General features: G+C 56.0%; 12 protein-coding genes. 11 read left to right on the forward strand and 1 reads right to left on the reverse strand.

The window, feature by feature from the left end:
* Nucleotides 1-9 precede the first annotated feature (9 nt).
* The 11 genes from V8F51_RS04840 to V8F51_RS04890 all read left to right on the forward strand — a co-directional run bounded on the left by V8F51_RS04840 (nucleotide 10) and on the right by V8F51_RS04890 (nucleotide 20,420).
* A complete protein-coding gene (locus V8F51_RS04840; protein WP_337098929.1) occupies nucleotides 10-2,391 on the forward strand; it encodes an alpha-L-rhamnosidase-related protein in 2,382 nt (793 codons plus the stop codon).
* A gap of 79 nt (nucleotides 2,392-2,470) precedes the next feature.
* Nucleotides 2,471-4,273, forward strand: a complete 1,803-nt coding sequence (locus tag V8F51_RS04845; protein WP_337098930.1) for a sensor histidine kinase — start codon at nucleotides 2,471-2,473, stop codon at nucleotides 4,271-4,273.
* Nucleotides 4,274-4,278: 5 nt separating this feature from the next.
* Nucleotides 4,279-5,943, forward strand: a complete 1,665-nt coding sequence (locus tag V8F51_RS04850) for a response regulator (protein ID WP_337098932.1) — start codon at nucleotides 4,279-4,281, stop codon at nucleotides 5,941-5,943.
* A 105-nt stretch (nucleotides 5,944-6,048) separates the two neighbouring features.
* Nucleotides 6,049-7,815 carry a hypothetical protein gene (locus V8F51_RS04855; protein WP_337098934.1) on the forward strand — a complete coding sequence of 589 codons (1,767 nt, stop codon included), beginning with the start codon at nucleotides 6,049-6,051 and terminating at the stop codon, nucleotides 7,813-7,815.
* Nucleotides 7,816-7,887: 72 nt separating this feature from the next.
* A complete protein-coding gene (locus tag V8F51_RS04860) occupies nucleotides 7,888-8,787 on the forward strand; it encodes an ABC transporter permease (protein ID WP_337098935.1) in 900 nt (299 codons plus the stop codon).
* A 21-nt stretch (nucleotides 8,788-8,808) separates the two neighbouring features.
* The gene (locus V8F51_RS04865; protein WP_337098936.1) at nucleotides 8,809-9,696 is read left to right on the forward strand and encodes a carbohydrate ABC transporter permease; all 888 of its coding nucleotides are present in this window, start codon (nucleotides 8,809-8,811) and stop codon (nucleotides 9,694-9,696) included.
* Between the two features lie 74 nt (nucleotides 9,697-9,770).
* Nucleotides 9,771-11,714, forward strand: coding sequence for a heparinase II/III domain-containing protein (locus V8F51_RS04870; protein WP_337098937.1), 1,944 nt, complete (start codon nucleotides 9,771-9,773; stop codon nucleotides 11,712-11,714).
* Nucleotides 11,715-11,717: 3 nt separating this feature from the next.
* Entirely contained in the window at nucleotides 11,718-12,860 is a 1,143-nt protein-coding gene (locus V8F51_RS04875) for a glycoside hydrolase family 172 protein (protein WP_337098938.1), read from the forward strand.
* Nucleotides 12,847-14,016: a glycoside hydrolase family 172 protein gene (locus V8F51_RS04880; RefSeq protein WP_337098939.1), complete on the forward strand. Its 1,170-nt coding sequence runs from the start codon at nucleotides 12,847-12,849 to the stop codon at nucleotides 14,014-14,016. Before V8F51_RS04875 ends, V8F51_RS04880 begins: the two co-directional genes overlap by 14 nt.
* A gap of 176 nt (nucleotides 14,017-14,192) precedes the next feature.
* Nucleotides 14,193-14,336, forward strand: a complete 144-nt coding sequence (locus V8F51_RS04885; protein ID WP_337098941.1) for a hypothetical protein — start codon at nucleotides 14,193-14,195, stop codon at nucleotides 14,334-14,336.
* Nucleotides 14,337-14,429: 93 nt separating this feature from the next.
* On the forward strand, nucleotides 14,430-20,420 hold the full coding sequence (locus V8F51_RS04890) for an InlB B-repeat-containing protein (protein ID WP_337098942.1): 5,991 nt from the start codon (nucleotides 14,430-14,432) through the stop codon (nucleotides 20,418-20,420).
* 505 nt (nucleotides 20,421-20,925) lie between these two features.
* On the opposite strand, the gene yhbH is transcribed toward V8F51_RS04890, so the two are convergent.
* Nucleotides 20,926-22,089 (reverse strand): sporulation protein YhbH, encoded by a 1,164-nt coding sequence (yhbH, locus tag V8F51_RS04895; RefSeq protein ID WP_337098943.1) that lies wholly within the window; start codon nucleotides 22,087-22,089, stop codon nucleotides 20,926-20,928.
* Between the last annotated feature and the right edge of the window lie 122 nt (nucleotides 22,090-22,211).

The following is a 22,211-nucleotide window of genomic DNA, read 5'->3' on the forward strand; positions in this document are numbered from 1 at the left end:
CAACAGGGGATGGAAGAGAATCGCGAGTGGCATGCCAAATGGATTTGGCTGGATAAGGACGCGGCGTCCGGCACGAAGCAAGAGCGCGCGTATTTGCGCAGAACGTTCCGCATAGCGGATTCGGGCAAAGCCCGGCTTACGGTAGACGTGACGGCGGACAGCCGTTATCGGCTGTATATGAACGGGGCCTGGGTATCCGGCGGTCCCGCCAAAGGAGACGGATGGAGCCATTATTACGAAAAGTTGGATCTGACGGCTTATCTCGTTCCCGGCGTGAATGCGCTGACCGCGATCGTCGTTCATTATCCGATCGTCTCGTCCGGCAACAACGGCGAGAACGGCCCGGCATCCGTCTGGCGTTCCGATCGCGGGGGATTCCTGCTTGAAGGCGCGGTAACGGACGAGCACGGAGCCGAGCTCGAAACTTTGCACACGGATAGCCGGTGGAAAATGAAACGAGACGACGCGGTATCGATCGGCGATGAGAAGCTGACGCTGTTCGTCGGCGGCATGGAAACGGTGGACGCCGGTCTCTTGCCGCACGGATGGCGGCTTCCGGGATTCGACGACACGTCCTGGCTGCCTCCCGGTCAATTGCAGGAGCCGCATGATCTGCTGTGGGGACAGTTGAATAGAAGGCAGCTTACCCCGCGCACGATTCCGCCTCTTCGCGAGACGGACCGCTCTCCTGCACGTCTGATGCGTACCGACCTCGACCCGGATTGCGCGGCATCGACGGCGGATAGGCTGTTCCCGCTCGCGATACCGGCGCACGCGGAAGGATGGCTGGAGCTCGACCTTGGCGAGATGACGGCGGGTTATCCTGAGCTTCGGTTGATCGGAGGAGCCAATACCGTAATCAAGCTGCTCTATTCCGAAGCGTACGAATACGCCTCCTCGCAGGCGGCCCCGGGCGGGTCTCGTCGCGCCGTGCGCGATGATCCGGCAGGCAAGGAGCTGGTCGGCAACGAGGATGCGTATATCGCCGCCGGCATCGGCAGCGAGGAGCAGCACGAGACCTACGAGCCTCTGGCGGTGCGCGCCGGCAGGTTCATTCGGCTCTCGTATGCTGCGGCGGACGAGCCGCTCACGATCGCCGGACTCGTCTGGCGGGAGGAAGGCTATCCGCTTGAATCCGTCGCTAAGGCCGAGAGCTCCGACTCGGACTGGCCGATCATGTGGGAGATCAGCTTGAACACGCTGCGGCGCTGCATGCACGATACGTACGAGGACACGCCGTTCTACGAGCAGATGCAGTACATTATGGACGCCCGCTCACAGGCGCTGTTCACGTATCAGATCAGCGCGGACGACCGGCTGCCGCGCAAGACGATCCACGATTACCACAGCTCGCTGCTCCCGAGCGGCATGCTGCAAAGCCGCTACCCGTCGGTCGATCCGCAGGTCATTCCCGGCTTCTCGCTGCTCTGGGTGCTAATGGTGCACGACCATTACAGCTATTTCGGCGATCTGTCGCTCGTGAAGCGCTACCGCCCGACGATAGACGCAGTGCTCGATTGGTTCGGTCGGCGGGTGGAGAACGGACTGGTGGGCATTATTCCCGAAGCTTATTGGTCCTTCGTTGACTGGGTAGAGGAGTGGCGCGAAAAAGCCGGATCGCCGCCGGCCAAGTGGCAGGGCCCGATGACGGTGTACAATCTGATGTACGCCGCCGCCTTGGCCTGCGCCGCCGAGCTGAACGAGGCGACCGGAAGACGGGATACGGCGAAGGAATACGCCGCCAGAGCGGACGAAATCCGTGAAGCCGTCCGCAGCCGTTGCTTCGACGAGGAGCGCGGCTTGTACCGCGACGGTCCGGATGTCCGCGAGTTCAGCCAGCACGCGCAAATCTGGGCGGTGCTCGGCGGGGCAGCGACCGGGCGGGCAGCGACACGGCTTATGGAGCTTACGCTGTCCGACCGGGCGCTGCCGCGCGCCTCGTTCTCGATGAGCTTTTTTTACTTCCGCGCGCTGTCGATCGCGGGCTTGTACGACCGAACCTTGGAGCTGTGGAAGCCGTGGAAGGATCAGATCGGCTTGCATCTTACGGCTTGGGTCGAGGACCCGGTCACGCAGCGCAGCGATTGCCACGGCTGGGGAGCGCTCCCGCTATACGAATATACGGCGGAGACGCTTGGCGTCCAGCCGGCTGAGCCGGGCTTCGCGCGCATCCGGATCGCGCCACAGCCAAGCGGCTTGACCTGGGCATCGGGCACGGTCGCTACGCCTAAAGGGACCGTCGACGTAAGCTGGAGTCTAAGCGAGGAGCGCATGTTCCGATTGTCGGTCCATTCACCGGCCGGCGTGCCTACCCTGATCGTGCTTCCGAACGGCGAAAGCCGCGAATCGGACGAAGGCGGCAATGTTGAGGCGAGTTGCAAGATCGATTAATCGATGTTTTCGCAGAGGAAGCCTTCGCACTTGTGCCAGAGATAACATGTCGTATTTTAAACGCAAGGGGCGGCTCGAAATGAAGATTTTTCTAAAACAACAGCGGAGAATGACGATATTTCCGAAGCTGATCATCGCGTTCCTTCTTGTCGTCGCTCCGATCTACGGCATCGGTCTCTGGATGAATCAGCTGGGCGAGGAGAGCGTCCGCGAGGAACTGTCGAAATCGCTCAAGTCGCGGGTCGATTTCTACCTTAACTCGCTTGAGGTAGGAAATGAGCAGATAAGGGGGCTGCTGCAGCAATACGCGATTGACAAAGACATCCAACACGCCGCATTTATAAGCAATACGATGTCGATCGGAGCATGGACGGAAACGGTGCAGCGCATCCAGGATAAGCTGCAGCAAATCAAGTACTCGAGCCTCTATATCAAAACCGTAAGCGCTCACATTCTGACGCTGAAGCGGACGTTATCGAGCGACGAAACGATAAGCGACACGATTAATCCCGAATATGAGGCCGTTGCCTCCGTATCCAAACTCCGGGGCGTCGGCAATTACTACTGGAAAGACCGGCTGTTCATGGCGATCGCCTATCCGGGCTCCGATCTGCCGGACATGAAGGAAACGTTCGCGCTTTCGATCGAACTCAACCAGGAGGCGATGAAGCAGTCGCTGCAGAACTTCTCCGACTACAAGAACGCGGGAGCGATGCTGGTCAATCCGGAGAACGGCTGGGTCTTGGGCAACCAAACGGACGAAGGACTTTCGAAAGTGCTTTCGGCTTACTTGAAAAACCGTCCCGAGGACAGCGCAGACGAGGGCTATAAGCAAATTTCGGCGGGAAACAGCTCCTATTTCGTCGCCTATAAGCGCTCGCCTACGTTCGGCTACTACTTGATCGCCTACGTGCCGTCGGCCGAAATGCTCGGTCCGATCGACAAATACCGGATACTGCTATGGCTGCTGTCGTTCGTCTCGCTCGTTTTTATCGTCGCCTATTCTTATTGGCTGTATCAGCTCATCCGCAAGCCGCTGCATCGGATGATCACCGGATTCCGCAAGGTAGAGGCGGGAATGATGGAGCCGATTCCGCTGCCCAAGTCGCGCGATGAGTTCCAGTACCTGTTCCAGCGATTCAACATGATGACGAACAATCTAAAGGTGCTGATCCAGGAAGTGTACGAGCAGAAGCTGCGAGCCCAGACGTCGGAGCTGAAGCAACTGCAGTCGCAGATCAATCCGCACTTTCTGTATAATACCTACTTTATCCTATACCGCTTGGCGAAGATGCACGATAATGACAGCGTAATCCGGTTCAGCCAGCATCTTGGAGAATATTTTCAATACATAACCCGCAACGGCTCCGACGATGTGCCGCTCGACGCGGAGATCAAGCACTCCCGTTCGTACGTGGAAATTCAGAACATCCGCTTCGCGAAGAGCCGCATTACCGTCGATTTCAGCGAACTGCCCGAAGGCTGCGGCTATATGCGGGTGCCGAGGCTCATCCTGCAGCCGTTCATCGAGAACGCGTACCAGTACGGGCTCGAGACCAAACGCAGGGATGGCAGAATCGCCGTGAACATGACCGAGCAGGATGGCCGATTGCTCATTTCGGTCGAGGATAACGGCGAGCGGCTGACGAACGCCGACCTTCAGCTGCTGGAAGCGAATTTAGAAAAACAGCGCGCCGATATGGAATATACCGGCATGCTGAACGTTCACCGCCGGCTGCAGATCCGGTTCGGCGCCGAGTATGGCGTGTCCGTCGCCCGCAGCGCAATGGGCGGCATGAAAGCGACGCTGAAGCTGCCGATGCCCCAGTCCTCGGACAAACCCGCGGAACCTTCACCTACTTTAGACGCGAAAGGAGATTGAAAGCCATGTACCGGTTGTTGATCGTAGACGATGAGCCGATCATCGTCGAAGGCTTAAGCGAGCTGTTCACGCAGTCCGACGATCCATTGGAGGTCTATCAAGCGTTTGACGGACTGGAAGCGCTGGCGATCGCGCGGAAGCTGCGCATCGACATCCTGCTGACGGATATCGAGATGCCGGAGATGAACGGGATCGAGCTGCAGAAGGAGGTGCAGCGCCTCTGGCCGCGCTGCAAGTCGATTTTCCTGACCGGCTATAACGAGTTCGACTATATCCAGTCGTCCATCCGCGGAGGAGCGATCGATTACGTGCTGAAGACGGAAGGAGACGATTCGATCGTCGCCTCGGTCAAGAAGGCGATTCGCATCATTGCCGAGGAAGTGACCTATGAGGGCCTGATCGAAAGCGCTCGCTCGTCCCTTAAGCTGGCGCTGCCGGCGCTGCGCAAGGAGTATTTGACCGGGCTGCTGGAAGGGGAAGCCTCGTCGTCCGCCGCGCGGAGAGAGCGGTTCGCGCAGTTTGAAGTGCCGCTCGATCCCGACTTGCCGGTCGTCATGGCCGTCGCCCGGATCGACCGCTGGCGCGAGGATGCCATGGGAGGCGATAAGGTGTTGTTCGCTTATTCGATCAACAACATTTTCGAAGAATTCGTAGCGCTGGAATTCGACCTGACGCACTTCAGAGGCAATCACGAGCGGCTGATCTGGCTACTGCAGCCGAAGCCCGAGTCGGGGTATCGCCAGGCGATCGTCGGCCATTCGCCGCTGCGCACAGGAGCCGATGCGGAAGCCGCTCTGCACGCTTACTTGCTTGGGATGCTCGAATCGGTGCAAGACGCGTGCAGCAGCTATTTGAAGCTCGCGTGCTCGTTCGTCGTCTCAAGCGAGCCGTTCGAGTGGGACGCGCTCTTGTCCAAATACGAACGGCTGTCGCAGTTGTTCGGCCGCGGGCTTGGACTCGGCAGCCAGATGCTGCTGTCGGACGACCGGGCGAAGGAAAGCGGAGACGAGAAGGCGCGAAGCAAGGTCAAGCGAATCCGGATGCTCGACCAATACTTGATGCAGAAGGAACGGGCGAAATTCGAGCAGCTGTTCGACGAGATCGCGGCAGCCGTCGGCGAGCCGGCGACGCTTGCGGCGGGTCTGCCGCTCGAGGTGTTCTACGAGCTGTCCGCGATCTTCATCCCGCATCTGAATCGGTTCGAAGCGCTCGGAGCCGCCCGAGGCCACCCCATCCCCGGCAAGCTGTTCTCTATCCACGAGCATCGTTCGTGGAAGGAGGCTTCCGACTTTTTCCGCGAGCTGGCGGAATTGCTGTTCGAACGAATGGAAGGCGGCAATGAGCAAGAGACGAGCGAGGTCGTCGAGCAGATTCATCAGTACGTGGAGGAGCAAATCGATGGGGATCTGTCGCTGAACCGCCTGGCCGAGCATGTCTATTTGACGCCTTTTTACCTTTCCAGATTGTATAAGCAGAAGACGGGTCATAACATCAGCGACTATATCACGAGGAGAAGAATCGAAATAGCGAAGCGGATGCTCGGCGAGAGATCCCTTAAGATTCATGAGATCGGCATGCGGATCGGGTACGATTCGGCGTCCTATTTCACTCGGTTTTTCAAAAAAACGACATCTTTGACGCCTCAGGAATACCGCGATTCGCTCAAGTAGATATAAAAGGATAAGGAATGTAAACGGTTTATTATATTCGCCGTATCGGTTCTCCTTCATACTGAAAGCGTACCACATTTAACCCAGGATACGGGGGGCAAACAGATGGTGACGAAGAATTCGAAAGTGAAAGCGAAAGTGAAAGGCTCGGCAATGCTCTTATTGCTGCTTCTTATGACAACAGCAACAGCTTGCAGTAACGGCGACAACGGCAACAACAGCAACACGGCTTCCAATGGCGGCAACTCGCCAAGCGCATCGACGAGCACGGGAGAAAGCCCGGAGGCTTCGCCTGAAAATTCCGTTCCGAACGGTCCGGAGGGCAAATACGATCCTCCGATCGAAGTAACGACAGTACGCCACATCAATCAGGCCGCTGAAATTCCGCCTGGCGAAACGTACGACGAGAACCTTTGGACCAAAACGTTCGAAAGCGATCTCGGCATTAAGGTGAAGAACGCCTGGAAAGTAAACGCTGAGCAATATCAGAACAAGATCGCCGTTACGATGGCTTCGGGCGATCTGCCCGACTTCATGTATGTCGACGCCCAGCAGTTCCAGATTCTCGTGGAAGCCGGCACGATCGCGGATCTGACTGACGTGTACGCGAAGTACGCTTCCGATCTGACGAAGAGCTCGTTCGAAGGAAGCAACAGCCTGCGTCTCAAAGCGGCGACGGTAGACGGCAAAATCATGGGAATTCCGGCAGACGGCGGAGAAGCCGCCGATACCCAGCTCATCTATATTCGCAAAGACTGGCTTGACAATGTGGGGCTTCAGCCGCCGAAGACGATGGACGATGTCATCAATATCGCCATGGCATTCACGAAGAACGATCCGGACAAGAACGGCAAGAACGATACGTACGGATTAAGCCTCGACTACAACTTGTTCAACGGCTGGTCCGGTCTTGACGGCTTCTTCAACGGTTACCACGCGTATCCGTTCAATCCGACCAAGGGCACGGGCACAAATCTGAATTTCATCAAAGGCGCGGACGGCAAGGCGCAGTGGGCCGACGTTCAACCGGAAGTGAAGACCGCTCTCGGCAAGCTGGCCGACTTGTTCAAGCAAGGCGCGATCTATCCGGAATTCAGCGTCATCGACGGCAATAAGTCCGCAGAACTCGTCACGTCCGGCAAAGTCGGATTAACGTTCGGCGCATTCTGGGTGCCGACATGGCCGATCAACAATATGTACAAAGACGTTCAGGGCGCCGATTGGGGCATCTATCCGCTCGTGTCGTCCGACGATCAGCCGGTCCTCTCGCAAAGCATGGGAGGATTGCCCGCACACTACTATGTCGTAAGCAAAAAGTCGAAACATCCGGAAGCTCCGTTCTTGCTGCTAAACACGTATATTGAGAAAATCTACGGAAACTTCGATAAGAATTACCATACGGTTACCGTGGATGGCAAAGATTACAACGAATTCGCACTTACACCGATCACCGGAGGCTTGCCGGGCAACAATCCGAGGTCGGCTACCGCGATTCAAGCAGCGAGGAAATCCGGCGATTTGTCGGCGATGAATGCCGAACAGAAAACCTACTTCGATCAAGTGGCGCAATTCGAGGCCGGCGACGCGACCATGTGGGCCGCGAACAAATTGTGGGCGGAAGGCGGCGTATTCAGTCTCCTCGGCCAATATGTAGACAACAAGCAAGTATTCACATCGGCCTATTTAAGCAACCCGACTCCGACGATGATCTCGAAAGGTCCTTCGCTTCGCGACGAAGAAGTCAAGATGATGACTTCGATTATCATGGGTTCCAAGCCGCTCGACTACTTCGACGAGTGGGCAGCGAATTGGCTTGCATCCGGCGGTCAGAGCATTCTCGACGAAGTCAACGCCAGCGGCATGGTTCAATAAGACGTAACAGGGGGATAGGGGCTAGCCGCTAGCCGCTATCCCTTCTTTGCAACAAGGAGAGAGGGGAATCTATTGAGCCGAAGAAATTGGAGATTGGAATTGCCGCTGCACCTTATGCTGGTGCCGGGCATTATCATCGTGCTGCTATTCAGCTACGGCCCGATGGTCGGCATTGTCATGGCTTTCCAGAATTTTATCCCGGTTAAAGGGATTTTTCATTCCGAGTGGGTTGGATTGGATCATTTCCGATATATCTATAGCTTGTCCGAGACAAGGGAAGTGCTACGAAATACTGTGTTTATCGCGTTCATGAAAATTATCGGTGGACTCGCCGCGCCGTTTGTTACCGCGCTTCTACTGAATGAGATCAGGAAGAAGTACTATAAGCGCTCCGTCCAAACGATTATCTATATGCCGCACTTCATGTCCTGGGTCATTATGGCCGGCATCTTGATTGATGTGCTCTCCCCGACTTCCGGGATTGTGAATCAATTCATCGCGTGGCTCGGATTCGATAAAGTGTTCTTTCTCGGCAATGATAAGTGGTTCCCTTACGTGCTGGCGGTGACCGACGTATTGAAGGAATTCGGATTCGGAACGGTCGTCTATTTGGCTGCTATCACTGCCGTAAATCCGTCTTTGTACGAAGCGGCCGTCCTGGACGGCGCGAACCGCTGGAAACAAACGCTTCACGTGACGATTCCCGCGATCATTCCGATTACGATTTTGCTTACGACGCTCGCGCTTGGCAACGTGCTGAACGCCGGCTTCGACCAAGTCTTTAACCTCTATAACCCATCCGTCTATTCGACCGGCGACATCCTCGATACTTACGTCTACCGGATCGGACTGGCCAGCGCTCAATACGGAGTCGCGACCGCCATCGGACTGTTCAAGTCGATAATCTCGCTCGCCCTTATTGCGATGTCTTATTTCCTGGCCTATCGTTTCGCTAATTATCGCATTTTCTGATCAGCTGCAAGGAGGATTGTCATGGTTCAACCCTACTCATGGAGTCGCAAGCTGTTCGTTGTTTTCAACTATACTTTCCTTGCGGTTTTGTCTCTTATCAGCATTTTGCCTTTATTAAACGTCTTCTCCGTCTCCATAAGCTCGGCCGCCGCAATCGAAGCGGGCAAAGTTACGCTATGGCCGGTCGATTTTTCATGGAAGGCTTACAGGTTCGTTGCGGAGAAGCATGAGTTCCTGGTCTCGATGGGCATCTCCGTAAAGCGCGTGTTGCTAGGCGTCGGCATTAACATGCTGCTAACGGTGCTTACGGCCTACCCGCTGTCCAAGGAAGCAGCGAGTCTGAAGTTCCGAACGGGATACGCCTGGTTCTTCGTCTTCACGATGCTGTTCTCCGGCGGATTGATTCCGACCTATATGATCGTACGTAATTTGCACCTGCTCGACAGCATCTGGTCGCTTGTGCTGCCGGGCGCGCTGCCTATCTTTAACGTAATCCTGATGCTCAACTTCTTCAGAGGTTTGCCGAAGGAGCTGTCAGAGTCGGCGTTCATCGACGGCGCCGGACATTGGCAGACGCTCTGGCGGATCATCATTCCGCTCTCGATGCCTTCGATTGCTACGGTAACGCTGTTCGCGATCGTCTCGCACTGGAACGAATGGTTCAATGGGCTGATCTATATGAACGATCCGATTCACTATCCGCTTGCCAGCTACTTGCAGACGATTATCGTTCGCATGGATATGTCTTCCATATCCGATCCTTCCATGTTGCTATTGCTGTCGCAGTTGAACGACCGATCGGTGCGCGCGGCTCAAATTTTCCTCGGCATGCTGCCTGTGCTGTGCGTATATCCGTTTCTGCAGCGTTACTTCATGAGCGGTATGACGCTCGGAAGCGTCAAAGAATAAGGCATTGTCCGATAAGCCGTCCTGTTCATCGGAGCAGGGCGGTTTTCCATAAAGGGATGGGAGGAGAATGAACGGTGTTATATGAACGTTACGGCTCGGAGCGTCTGGAAGAGCTTGGCTTCGGCGACGGCCCTTACGCGCCGTTCCCGAAGGCGGAAGACCGAGAAGCCTGGGGATCGATCTCGTCCGAGAAAAGAGAGAGCTGGCTGCGGCTTGCGAATCGTTATGCGGATTACGGGTGGCCGGTGCTTAGGGTATCCGACTATCGCGCCTATTGGACGAGCGGCGACCTGTCGCGCCTCAGTCTCGCTTACTTCGAACGGAGAAGCGTGCTCGGCATTCTCGTCATTGCCGAATGCATGGAAGGCGAAGGCAAGTACTTCGATCAAATTTTAAACGGGATTTTTGCTATCTGCGAGGAGACAACCTGGGTGTTCCCGGGCCATCGCAGCCATTGGCAGGAATTCGATAAGCAAGAGAGCATCCCTAGCGGTACGGAATTCGGAGTCGAGCTGTCCTCCGCGGAAACCGCGCGGCTGCTGCTATGGACCCGATATTTGCTAGGAAGCAGGTTTGACGCAATCAGCCCGCGAGTGAACGAGCGCATCGTTCGGGAGACGAAGGATCGGATGCTGAAGCCTTACCTGGAACACGACGATTATTGGTGGCAAGGCTTCACGCCGGGAGAGCGGATCAACAATTGGAATCCGTGGTGCAACGGCCCGGTGCTGGCGGGATTCCTGCTCGTCGAGGAGGACCCGGACATCAGAAGAGCGGGAATTGCCAAGGTGATGCGAAGCCTCGACGCGTTCATCGCCGCTTATCCGACCGACGGCTGCTGCGACGAAGGACCGTCTTATTGGAGCGCGGCGGGTGGCGGCTTGTATGAATGTCTGGAGATGCTGTCGCTGGCGTCACAAGGACGTTTCGACATTTTCGGAGAGCAGATCGTTAAGGATATCGGCGCTTACATGCCCAAAGTACACATTCATGGCGATTATTACGTCGCTTTCGCCGATTGCGATGCAAAGGCGAGTCCGGGAGGCGGGGGCGTGTATCGCTACGGCCTTAGCGCGAAGGACGAGTCGCTCGTCCGTCTCGGTGAAAGCTTGCCGCCAATCGGCGATCCGAGCACGCGCATTTGGTTTAACTTGTATAGCTATGCGCGGGATTTGTTCATCGAGAAGGAACGGCTCGCGCAGAGAGCGCATGCTCCCTATATGCGAGATGCCTGGTTCCGCGATACCGAAGTGATGACCGCAAGGGAACGGGAAGGCACCGAGCAAGGTCTGTACGTCGCGGCCAAAGGCGGCAACAACGGAGAGGCGCATAACCATAACGACGTCGGCAGCTTCCTCGTGTTCGCCGACGGCTATCCGCTGCTCGTAGATTTAGGCACTGCGGAATACACGGCTCAGACGTTCAGCCCGCGGCGCTATGAGCTTTGGTATTTGCAATCGCAGTACCATAACCTGCCGACGGTACGCGGGGTAATGCAGCGCGAAAGCGGGCGGTACAAGGCGCGCTATGCGGAATACTCGCGGCAAGGCGGCCGCTCCGAGCTGCGAATGGACATCGCCGAAGCGTATCCGGAAGAGGCCGGCATCGCAACCTGGGAGCGCTCGGTTCGGCTGGATCGGGACGGCGTCCCCTCTGTGACGGTGGGCGACGTATTCGCCATGAAGGACGGCGTTCCGGCGGAAATGTTCCATTCGTTGGTGACGCCTTGCGAGCCAATAATCAAGGGCGAGGGCAGCGGCAAGATTCTGCTGACATACGCGCCCGGTAAGCAGGCGGTCATCCGCTATGAGGCCGAGCATCTTCGCGCGCGAATCGAGAAGATCGATTCCATGGATAGCCGACTAAGAAGAAATTGGGGCGACCTTATGTATCGCATCGTGCTGGAGGAACGGCAGCCGGTCGCTGCCGGCGAGAGATCGATATTCGTTACGCTAGAGCGCGGCGAGCGCCGATACCTGGCTGACAGCCGCAACAACGAGGCAAAGGGAGAGCGATAATGGATGAGCGCACTGAACGAGATTTATAAGATCAAGGACGGCATTCGCACCAAACGGGAATCGAGCTACGACCGCACGGGAGGCAATCAGGATTACGTGACGATTCAGGCCGGCGAGACGGCCGTGCTGGCGGACATACCCGGCGCGGGCATCATCAAGCATATTTGGATCACGGTCAACACGCTTGACGAAATGATTCGCCGCAATGCCGTGCTTCGCATGTATTGGGACGGAGAAACCGAGCCGAGCGTAGAGGCGCCTCTCGGCGACTTCTTCGGCCAAGGGTGGGGCGAAGCGTACAATTACATCTCTCTGCCGCTTGCGGCGGCACCTGCCGAGGGAAAAGCGCTGAACTGCTACTTCCCGATGCCTTTCGGCAGCGGCGCGCGGATTACGTTGCAGAACGAGTCCGACGTACCGATCCGGTCGTTCTATTACTACATCGACTATGAAGAGCACCGCGAGGTGCCGGATTCGATGGGCCGATTCCACGCATGGTGGAATCGCGAGCTGACCGAGGTGCATCCGGAAGCCGGGGAGAACGAATGGAGCATCCTCGCGCCCGAAGGCAAAAATCCGAGCGACGCGAACAACTACTTGTTCGCCGATATCGAAGGCAAAGGCCATTTCGTCGGGGTCAATTATTTCGTGGAAAATCCTGGCCCGATGTGGTATGGCGAAGGCGATGACATGTGGCTCGTAGACGGCGAAGACTGGCCGGGCTCGCTGCACGGCACGGGGACGGAAGATTTCTTCAACAGCTCCTGGTGCCCGAACGAAGTTTATTTGCATCCGTATTTCGGCTACGCCCGCGTGCCGGATAAGCTGGGTTGGATGGGCCGCACGCACTGCTACAGGTTCATGCTCGAGGAGCCGGTCTACTTCGAAAAGTCGCTGCGCGCGAGCATCGAGCACGGACATGACAACAACCTGACGCTTGATTTGAGTACCGTCTCGTACTGGTACCAGATGGAGCCGCATAAACCTTTCCCGGCGTTCCCGGCAAAGGAGAAGCGCCAGAACATGCCGGCCATTTCGGTGCGGGACGTTCATCTCTGGCGCCACGAATGGCGGCAGTCGCACAGCGGCGGTACGCGGCTGTGGGGCCATGAACCGAAGAAGGAGCAGAGCGATGACGGCAACTAGGACGGGACCTGCGATCGGAGCGGCTGGGGAGAACGCGCTGTACGCGATGCTGGACGGGGTGGAGACACGCTGGGCGTGCCCCGAGAACCGAACGGCTGCCAAAGGCTCCGCAGCCCGCGCCGGAGGCGGCCGCAAAGGCTCGCCTTTCTTGCCGATCGCTCCCGGGGAGACGGTCGTGCTGGCGGAGGAGCAAGGGGTCAGCGGCATCGTCCGGCGCATCTGGATGACGATGAAAGACAGAAGCCCGCGCACGCTGCGTTCGCTTCGTATCGACATGTATTGGGACGGCTCGGACAAAGCGGCGGTCAGCGCGCCTCTGGGCGATTTTTTCGGCACGGGTCTCGGTCTCGTCGTACCGTTTCAATCGGCGTTGTTCAGCAGTCCGGAAGGCAGGAGCTTTAACTGCGCCGTTCCCATGCCGTTCCGCACCGGGATGAAGATCACGGTGACGAACGAAGGCGACGAGACGATGCAGATGTTTTTCTACGATGTCGATTATACGGTGGGAGACCGCCATGCGGCCGACGTTCTGTACTTCCACGCGCACTTTCGGCGGGAACATCCGACGAAGCAGCGGCAGGATTACGAGATCGTGCCGCTGCTGAAGGGCCGCGGCCGCTTCCTGGGCGCGAACATCGGCGTTAGGCCCGATATCTCCCGGTACGGCCTATCCTGGTGGGGCGAAGGCGAATGCAAAATCTATCTGGATGGAGACGATGACTACCCGAGCCTCTGCAGCACCGGAACGGAAGATTACATCGGCACCGGCTGGGAGCAAGGGACGTTCAGCAACCTGTATCAAGGATGCCATGTAGCTGACAAGACGAGCATGGCGTTCTGCTTCTACCGCTATCACGTGCCCGACCCGGTCTACTTCCACCGCGATATCAAGGTAACGATGCAACAGATAGGCTATTGGGATCCGCAGACGCGCGACAAGTTCAAGGAGTCGGGCGTACGGGCGATGACGGCGCGCGAAGGCGATCGGATCATCGACTTCGCCGCCGACGCGCCGGAGAGCATTCCGGATTACGGCAATTTCGAGCGGGAGGACGATTGGTCGAGCTGTGCTTATTTCTACCTGGACTGCCCGGCTTCCAGTCTGCCCGAGCTCGCGGACGTGAAGTCGAGAATCGCCGGATTGGATGCGCGATGACAACGGACGAGTGAAAAAAACAATATTTATTTAAGCGGCGATCGAGTTTCGGTATTCAACCGAAGTGCGGTCGCCTAGTTTTTTAATCGTTTTATCGCGATTCCCCGTTTTATTTCCGTAAAGCTATCAAAAGTAAACGAAAGGCAACGGAATACGATATATACCACTAATAGAATGTGTTACTTTATACGCACCGGGCCCGTCATCATTTTCGCAGGAAGGAAGGTTATTCGAAGATCATCGGCAGGAATCTGCCGTACAGCGACGCGGAACTGTCCGTTGTTTGCAAGTTCGCCGAATATGTTCCCGCTTATCCATGAATCGTTAGCCCGGACTGTTTTCGCGGGGGCATCGAAAAAAGGAGTTTTGTCCGACACAACTGGGATCACTATTTTTTGTTGGGAGGAAAAATGATGAAACGAAGGCTATTGGCGGTTATCATTACCGCAATCATGCTATTGACGACGAGCATCCCGGCCCCGGCTTTTGCGGGCACCGCGGCGGGTATCGACGTGTACTTGACTGCGGACAAAACATCCGTGGAAACGGGCGATACGGTAACCTATAGGGTCACCGTAACCAATAACGGCAGCAAGGGTACATACAATAATATCCGCATTGTCGCGGGAGAGAACGCCTGGGACATCAATCAGATCAAGAAGGACAAGTCTCAAACCTTCACTTTCATGGCCGCCTATAACGAGCCGGGAGAATACACGCTCCTAAGCAAAGCGAAGGACAAAAAAGGAAACCTGATCTCCCAATCCGGCCAGCTGACCGTTACGGTGACGAGCGTTGTCACCGACGACGAAGACGGATGGGTCACCATCGGCGACAAGCAGGTCGTCGGAGTGGAGAGATCCTGGCTAGGCACGAAAGGCGAGGACACGACCCCCGGCAACCCGTATTTGCTGTTCCGCGGATACGAGACCTATAAAGACTTCACGACATTCGAGCAGATCAGCGCGGCGAGTCCGTCCGGCTATTGGCCTATTCTTAGCCAAACCGACAAGCTGATCCCGAACGGCAATACCGACAAAGTCTGGAGATCGGGAGCCGGAGGCGCATGGGACACGAACAGAGTACTCGAGATCGAACTGAAACAGCGGCATGAGCTTGAGGAGATCTGGTTCTTCGACGGCGGAGCGTATCGACCCTCGGCGTATTGGAACTTCGCGGATCCGAACAACCCCGTTCCCGACGTCCCGAACGATCCTGAAGGCGTGGGCAGCAAGTGGGAAGTCATCGGCGGATCTATCAATGTATACGGCTACTTGGAAGACGAGGCAAGATATGAACCGCTGTTCTCCTATGAAATGAACAACGACGACAGCTGGGTGCAGGTAGACCTCAGCGATCTTAGCCATTTCGCGAACCATACGAGCCTCACCTACGAGCAGATCAAGAGAGTTTCGAAAATCAAAATCGAAAAGGTGAGCGAGGATAAATATCACTGGTGGGAAGGCGCCGACGTATACAGAAACTTCGACACCGACGTAAACCTTTCGAGCTTCGTCATGCTCGGCAAGCCCATCACCCGCAGCGCGGTAGCGGCGGTGCAGAGGTCTTGGCTCGGCAACGACGGCAAAGCCGAGGGAGACGGGGCGCCTTACCTGCTGTTTGACGGATACGACAACTACAAAGACTTCACGACGTTCGAGCAGATCAGCGCCGCGAACCCGTCCGGCTATTGGCCGATACTAGGCGAAGAAGAGAAAGCGCTTCCAGCGAACGACGGCGTATGGAAGGCGGGCGAGGGCGGCAACAGCAAGCTAGAGGTAGAGCTCCATCAGAAGCATACGCTGCAGGAGATCTGGTTGTTCGACGGCACGGAATACGGCGCTACGTCGGCAGCCATACCGGACCAGACCAGCGCGTGGCAGGTCGCCGGCGGTTCCGTCAGGGTGTCCGCCTACGTGGATGACCATTACGTGGAGCTGTTCACTTACGCGATGGGCAACGACGACAGCTGGGTGCGAATGAACCTCGCCAGTCCTGCCAGCGTGGGCGGCAACTATGATTACAATGAGATTAAGAACGCCTCTAAACTCAAAATCGAAAAGCTGAGCGGCGGCACTTACAAATATAAAAATTTCGCGGACGATATCATTACGGTCGACCGCGACGTCAACCTGTCCGAGTTCGTTATTCTCGGCCTGCCGCTTGAACCGCTGGTCGCGGATACCGGCAAGAGGGACATCGTACCGATCGACTGGGACAAAGAACCTCAGACGGTACCCGACTTCGGCATTGACATCGATACGTTCGTCGGCACGAACAGCTTTTTCAATGACCCCGATCTGGGCGGCACGGTGGCTCCTATCAGCGGAACGACTAGAGAATACCACACGTGGGCTTGGACGGAATACATGGTCGGCAACGACTTGGACTACGGGGACAACGATCCGCGTATGATCGACGATCCGATAAAGCCGCTTGTGGCTTTCGTCAACACCTGGGGCGCGTTCGACGCATTCTACAGAAACATGAAAGCCGCCGGCGCGATCGTCTACCTATGCCTGCAAAACTTGCATGTCGGTGATGCCGAAAGAACGGATCCCGCGTACACCATACCGAATTACCAGGGAGATGGGGACAGACAAAATCCCGATTCCTATCTCGGCCACGCCATGAGCTTATGGCAGCACGTGGTGAGATATGGTAGCGCCAAGAGCACTGCGGAGGGAGGCAGCGTCGATCCGGATCTGGTGCACGTAGCCCCAGGCACCTCCAAGGAAATCGGATTGAATTTGATCGAGTACTATGAGAACGGTAACGAATTAAACCTTAAGGGCGTGAACGGCTACGAGTTCGCGGCCATGACCAGCGCGGACTACGACGGGCATATGAATTCCATGAAAGCGTGGATCCATGATACGGACATCGCCGTTAATTCCCGGAACGGCAATTACATCTACACCGAAGAAGCAACCGGCAAGCCTTACTCCGGCGTAGGTCTCAAGAACGCCGATCCTAATGCCAAGCTGTCCATAGCGGGCGTGGGCGGTCTCGACCTCAAGTTCATGGAAGAGATGACAGAATGGTTCCTGACTTACAGAACCAAGGACGATTACCTAGCTATCAACTATATCTTCGAAGGGGGTTCGTACTACAGGAAACACGACACCGAGAAGACGCAGCCATACACCAGAGCGGAAGCTCTGCTTGGAGAGGAGAATCCCGAGGAACAGGCCAATTTCCTGTACAGGTTCGAGCAGTTTCCGGTAGACGTACTGAACGTGCACCACTACACACCGGACTCCAAGGACGTCGCGAACGGCAGGCCGATCGGCGGCGTGGCGGCGGAGGAAGACCAGTGGACCAACCAGAAGTGGAATCAGGACGTTCCTCTCGAGTACGGCATGAAGTGGGTCATGAATCTTCGCGCGCTGTATTATCCGAACGCCGAGGTGTGGATTTCCGAGCTGGGCTGGGACACCGCCCAAGGCACGGCGACCACCGCCAAAGCGAATCAGGATTATTATCCCGGCATCAACGCCGAGCTAGAATTGAATCCGGTTCTGTATCCGAGCTTCCCCGGCAAGGACAATCCGGTAACGCTGCAGAACGTCGTCGGCGGATTCGAGATGCAAGGCCGCTGGTTAGTCAGGGAATTCCTGCTCCTGGCGTCCTGGGGCGTGGATCGTGCCCAGCAGTTCATGCTGCGCGGTTCGGGAACGGGTACGGCCGGCAAGTTTAATACGAGCGGATATCTGGATACGCAAGAGGTGCTGGGCGAAGGTCCGACAGCCAAGAAACCCGCCTGGTACTACGTTGCAGCCATGCGCAATTGGCTAGGCGATATGCGCTTCGAGCAGGAGGTGGAGGCTCCTGCCTATACGAAGAAAGTAGAAGCTTGGGATGCTGCGGGCAACGCGTTCACCAATAACAATACGACGCCCGCTAACGCGCTGAACGTCCTTCGGTTCGGCTTCGATGACGAGAACATCGGGAAAGGCGAGCAAGACAAGAAGCACGACAAAGGCTTCGCGCTCTGGCTGGGAACCTCCAAGGGCGATATTGACGGTAACTACGCGGATTACGAGCTGGATCTATCCGCAATCGATCTCGCGGATATCGAGGACATTAAGCTGGTCGAGCTGGTGCACAAGAGCGAGACTGGTTCCGCCACATCGATAATGTCTCAGCTATCCGACGGCAAGGTGACGGTAAGAGTTACCGAAAAGCCGATGTTCGTCATCATGACGGATGCTTCTCCCGAGCTTGCGATGCATAACGTTACGATCGGCCAGATGGAGAACGGAAACGTCACGGCCGATAAAGCCCAGGCGATAGAGGGAGAGCCGGTCACCCTCACCGTTGCTTCGAACCCCGAATACCGAATGCTGCTTGGCTCGCTCAAGGTCAACGGCAGCGCCGCCGGCCTGACCAGTCTCGGCGATAACAAATACCTGTTCGCCATGCCGGGCGAAGACGTTACGGTGACGGTCTCGTTCGTAACAATCGAGGGCGACGAAGAATACGTTGTCCTGTATGACGAGAACTTCGACGCCAGAGTCAGCGTCGGCGGAGGAGCATGGGCCGGCGACAGAGCAACGATCGTCGACCGTCCGGAGGGTGGCATAGGCGACAAGGCGGTTGAACTTACGCAAGGTGCCGGCAATAATCTGTATCAGATCCCCGGAATCACCTTCGAGCCGGGAGTCGACTATACCCTTGAATATGACTTCAGGGGCGACAGCGGCATCGACGGAACTAGTTTTTATTTCAACGACAGCCAGCGGCTATTCGACGGAGACGCCCCGGTGGACGGCAGGATGAACGTGCGTTCGGCTAGCACTTGGAGCGCGAAGACGTATAGCCATGACCAGTGGCATCATTTCAAATTGCAGTTCAGGCACGACGGCGTGAAATGGACGTTCGCGCTCTTCATCGACAACGTCCTTATGGCGAACGGTCCCGTCGCCAGCGCTATCGCTACCGGAAGCCTGACGGCGAAGCTGAAGAACGGCTACCTTAGCGAGGAAGGCGGCAAAGCGTACTATGACAACTTCTTCCTCTATCGGGGGCAGTATGAGGTCGTGAAGACGCCTCACGGCATCGCGGTTCCCGGCGGGATCGCCGGAGGTTCCGTGACCGCGGACAAGGCAACGGCTACCGAAGGCGAAACGTTCACCTTGACTATCGCTCCGGACGACGGTTACGCGCTGTCCTGGCTCAAGATCAACGGCGTGGAGCAGACGATCGCCGGGGGCAGCCACGTATACCTCATGCCGGATGAAGATGCCGTAGTCACGGCCGAGTTCGAAGAACTCGAAGTTCCCTACGCAGTTCTGTATGAAGAGAACTACGATTCGCGCAACGCTCCGAACGAGGTTGTCGGATGGGCCGGTACCGGCAGCGCGATCGTCGCCGCTCCGGGCGGGGCTGGAGGCAAGGCGCTAGAGATCACCCAAACCGACGGCAATAGCTTGTATCAATTTCCCGCGATCGCGTTCGAATCGGGGATCGACTATACCTTGGAATACGACTTCATGGGCAGCGGCACGAGCACCGGAAATGCGCTCTATGTCGGGTGGAGCGAGAGATTCTACGACAGCGACGGCGGCAGCGATGCGAGCAAGCTGCATCTGCGCATGTGGCAGAGCTGGGTCGCAAGGCCTTATACGAAAGACGCGTGGCATCATTTCAAAGCGGAGTTCAAGCACGACGGCGTCAAGTGGAACGTTAGACTCTTCCTGGATGGCGTGCTTGTGGACGAAAACGATGTAAACGGCGCGGTATCACTCAATCAGCGACTGATGTTGAAGGTCGGAGGGGCCGGCGGTAAAAACTACTTCGACAACGTCAAGCTTTACCAAGGTGAGCCGGTCGTCGCGTACGATTTCCTGATTGAGGAAAATTTCGACGAGGTCAACGCTCCGAACGAGGTTATCGGATGGGCCGGAACAGGCAGCGCGATTGTCGCCGCTCCGGGAGGAGTAGCGGGCAAATCGCTTGAAATTACGTACACTGACGGCAATAGCATGTATCAATTTCCTGCGATTACGCTTAACCCGAACGTCAACTACACCTTGGAATATGACTTTATGGGCAGCGGCGTAACGACCGGCAACGCTCTCTATCTCGGGTGGAGCTCGAGATTTTATGACAGCGACGGCCCGGCGCAGGGCAACGATTTGAATCTGCGTCCGTGGAATACTTGGAGCAATAAGTATTATGCGAAAGACGCGTGGCATCATTTCAAAGTGGACTTTACCCATGACGGCACGCAGTGGAACTTCACGCTCTATCTAGACAACGTCGCCGTGGCAAGCGGTCCTAGCGGCGCGAATGTAACCGGAAGCGTCCAGCTGATGTTAAAGCTCGGCGCGACTGCCGCCGGCGGCAAAGGTTACTATGACAATATCGTCTTATACCAAGAAGTAAACTCGGTTGATTAGTAAAACATCAGCGCGCCCGGATCAAGATCGGTGAAGCATTGGGATTTCAGGCAGGTTAGTATACCTGCCTGGAATTCTTTTTTTTCTACAACTGACCAATTAACGTACAGTATCCGTTTTCTGTCTCTTGAAGGTACTTTGCTGGATTCCTTCTGAAGCGACGGCGTTTAGTTGTTTACATGGCTAACGGACCTACAGGACACTAATGGCCATTACTCGGCCGTTGCTGCATCGTTACGGACACCACAGACCCTAACTGCACCAATCGAAGCGACTTCGCTGCCAAACACATCTGTTAGAGTCATATATGTCCTTAAGACCAGCAAAACTCGTCAATAAGGCTTATAAGGACCTCTGGTGTCCGTTAGCAGGAGCAGATTTTTGTATGCTAATTGGTCGGTCGTAGTTTTTTTCAATACGATCGATAGGATAGTAAAAAAGATGACCCCTGTTCAAGACAGGAATCACCTTTAGTCTGATGCAGATGCCTAACCTTCCTCTTCTTTCACCCCACAACACCCTCGCGCTTGCGGAAGAACGACTTCAGCGCGTTGTATACCTCGCCTTTTTCCTTAATGACGTAATACATGAAATGCTGCAAGTTAATATGCTTGTAAGCGGACATAAGCGTACTGGAGCGGTTATATTGGTTAACCTCGCCGTAGCCGAATAGGTTGGAACGCTTAAGCAGCTCGCCGATTAGCTTCACGCACCGTTCGTTGTCGCTCGTCAGGTTGTCGCCGTCAGAGAAGTGGAACGGGTAGATGTTGTACAGGTTCGGATTGAAGCGGCTGTCGATAATTTCCAACGCTTTCATGTAAGCCGACGAGCAGATCGTGCCGCCGCTCTCGCCACGGGTGAAGAACTCTTCCTCGGTTACTTCCTTCGCTTCTGTATGATGCGCAATAAACACGATGTCGACCTTCTCGTACTGGTGCCGCAGGAAACGCGTCATCCAGAAGAAGAAGGAGCGAGCCACGTATTTCTCGAACGAGCCCATGGAGCCAGATGTATCCATCATGGCGAGTATGACGGCATTCGATTGCGGCTTAACGATCTCTTCCCATGTTTTGTAGCGAAGGTCATCAGGCGAAATACCGTGAATGCCCGGTTGACCAGAAGTGGCATTGCGGCGCAGATTCTCGATGATCGTCCGTTTCTTGTCGATGTTGGACATGATGCCTTTTTTACGAATATCGTTGAACCTGATTTCCTTGGTCTCGAGCTGATCCTTGTCTTTCTGCTTCAGGAACGGAAGCTCCAGCTCTTCGAACAGCATCGTTTCCAGCTCTGCAAGGCTGATCTCCGCCTCGATAATATCCTCGCCGGGCTGATCTCCGGCTTTGTCGCCTTTGCCGCCCTTCTGCGCCGATGAAGGATCAACGCCGAGGACGTCGCCTACCTGGCTGTCTCCATCGCCTTGGCCGACATGTTTATTTTTATTGTAGTTGTAGACGAATCGGTATTCATCAAGGCTCCGAATCGGCACCTTAATAACTTGTTTGCCGTCTGACATGACGATGCTTTCCTCAGACACGAGATCGGGCAAATTTTGCTTAATCGCTTCCCTTACCTTCTGATGATGCCTGGCCTGATCTTGATACCCTTTGCGATGCAATGACCAATCTTCCCGTGAGACGCTGAACATGCCGTTGTCCGATGAACCCATTTCGGAGCACCTCCTCCGCGTATTTGTTGTTGAAACACCTGTTGTTAAACAATATATTCAAGAGCCGAGCGGTTATGTGAAAGAATAAAAGTCCAATTCTAGTAATCTACCAACCGGCTTTG

The sequence above is a fragment of the Paenibacillus sp. YIM B09110 genome (assembly GCF_037167145.1).
Lineage (GTDB): Bacteria > Bacillota > Bacilli > Paenibacillales > Paenibacillaceae > Pristimantibacillus.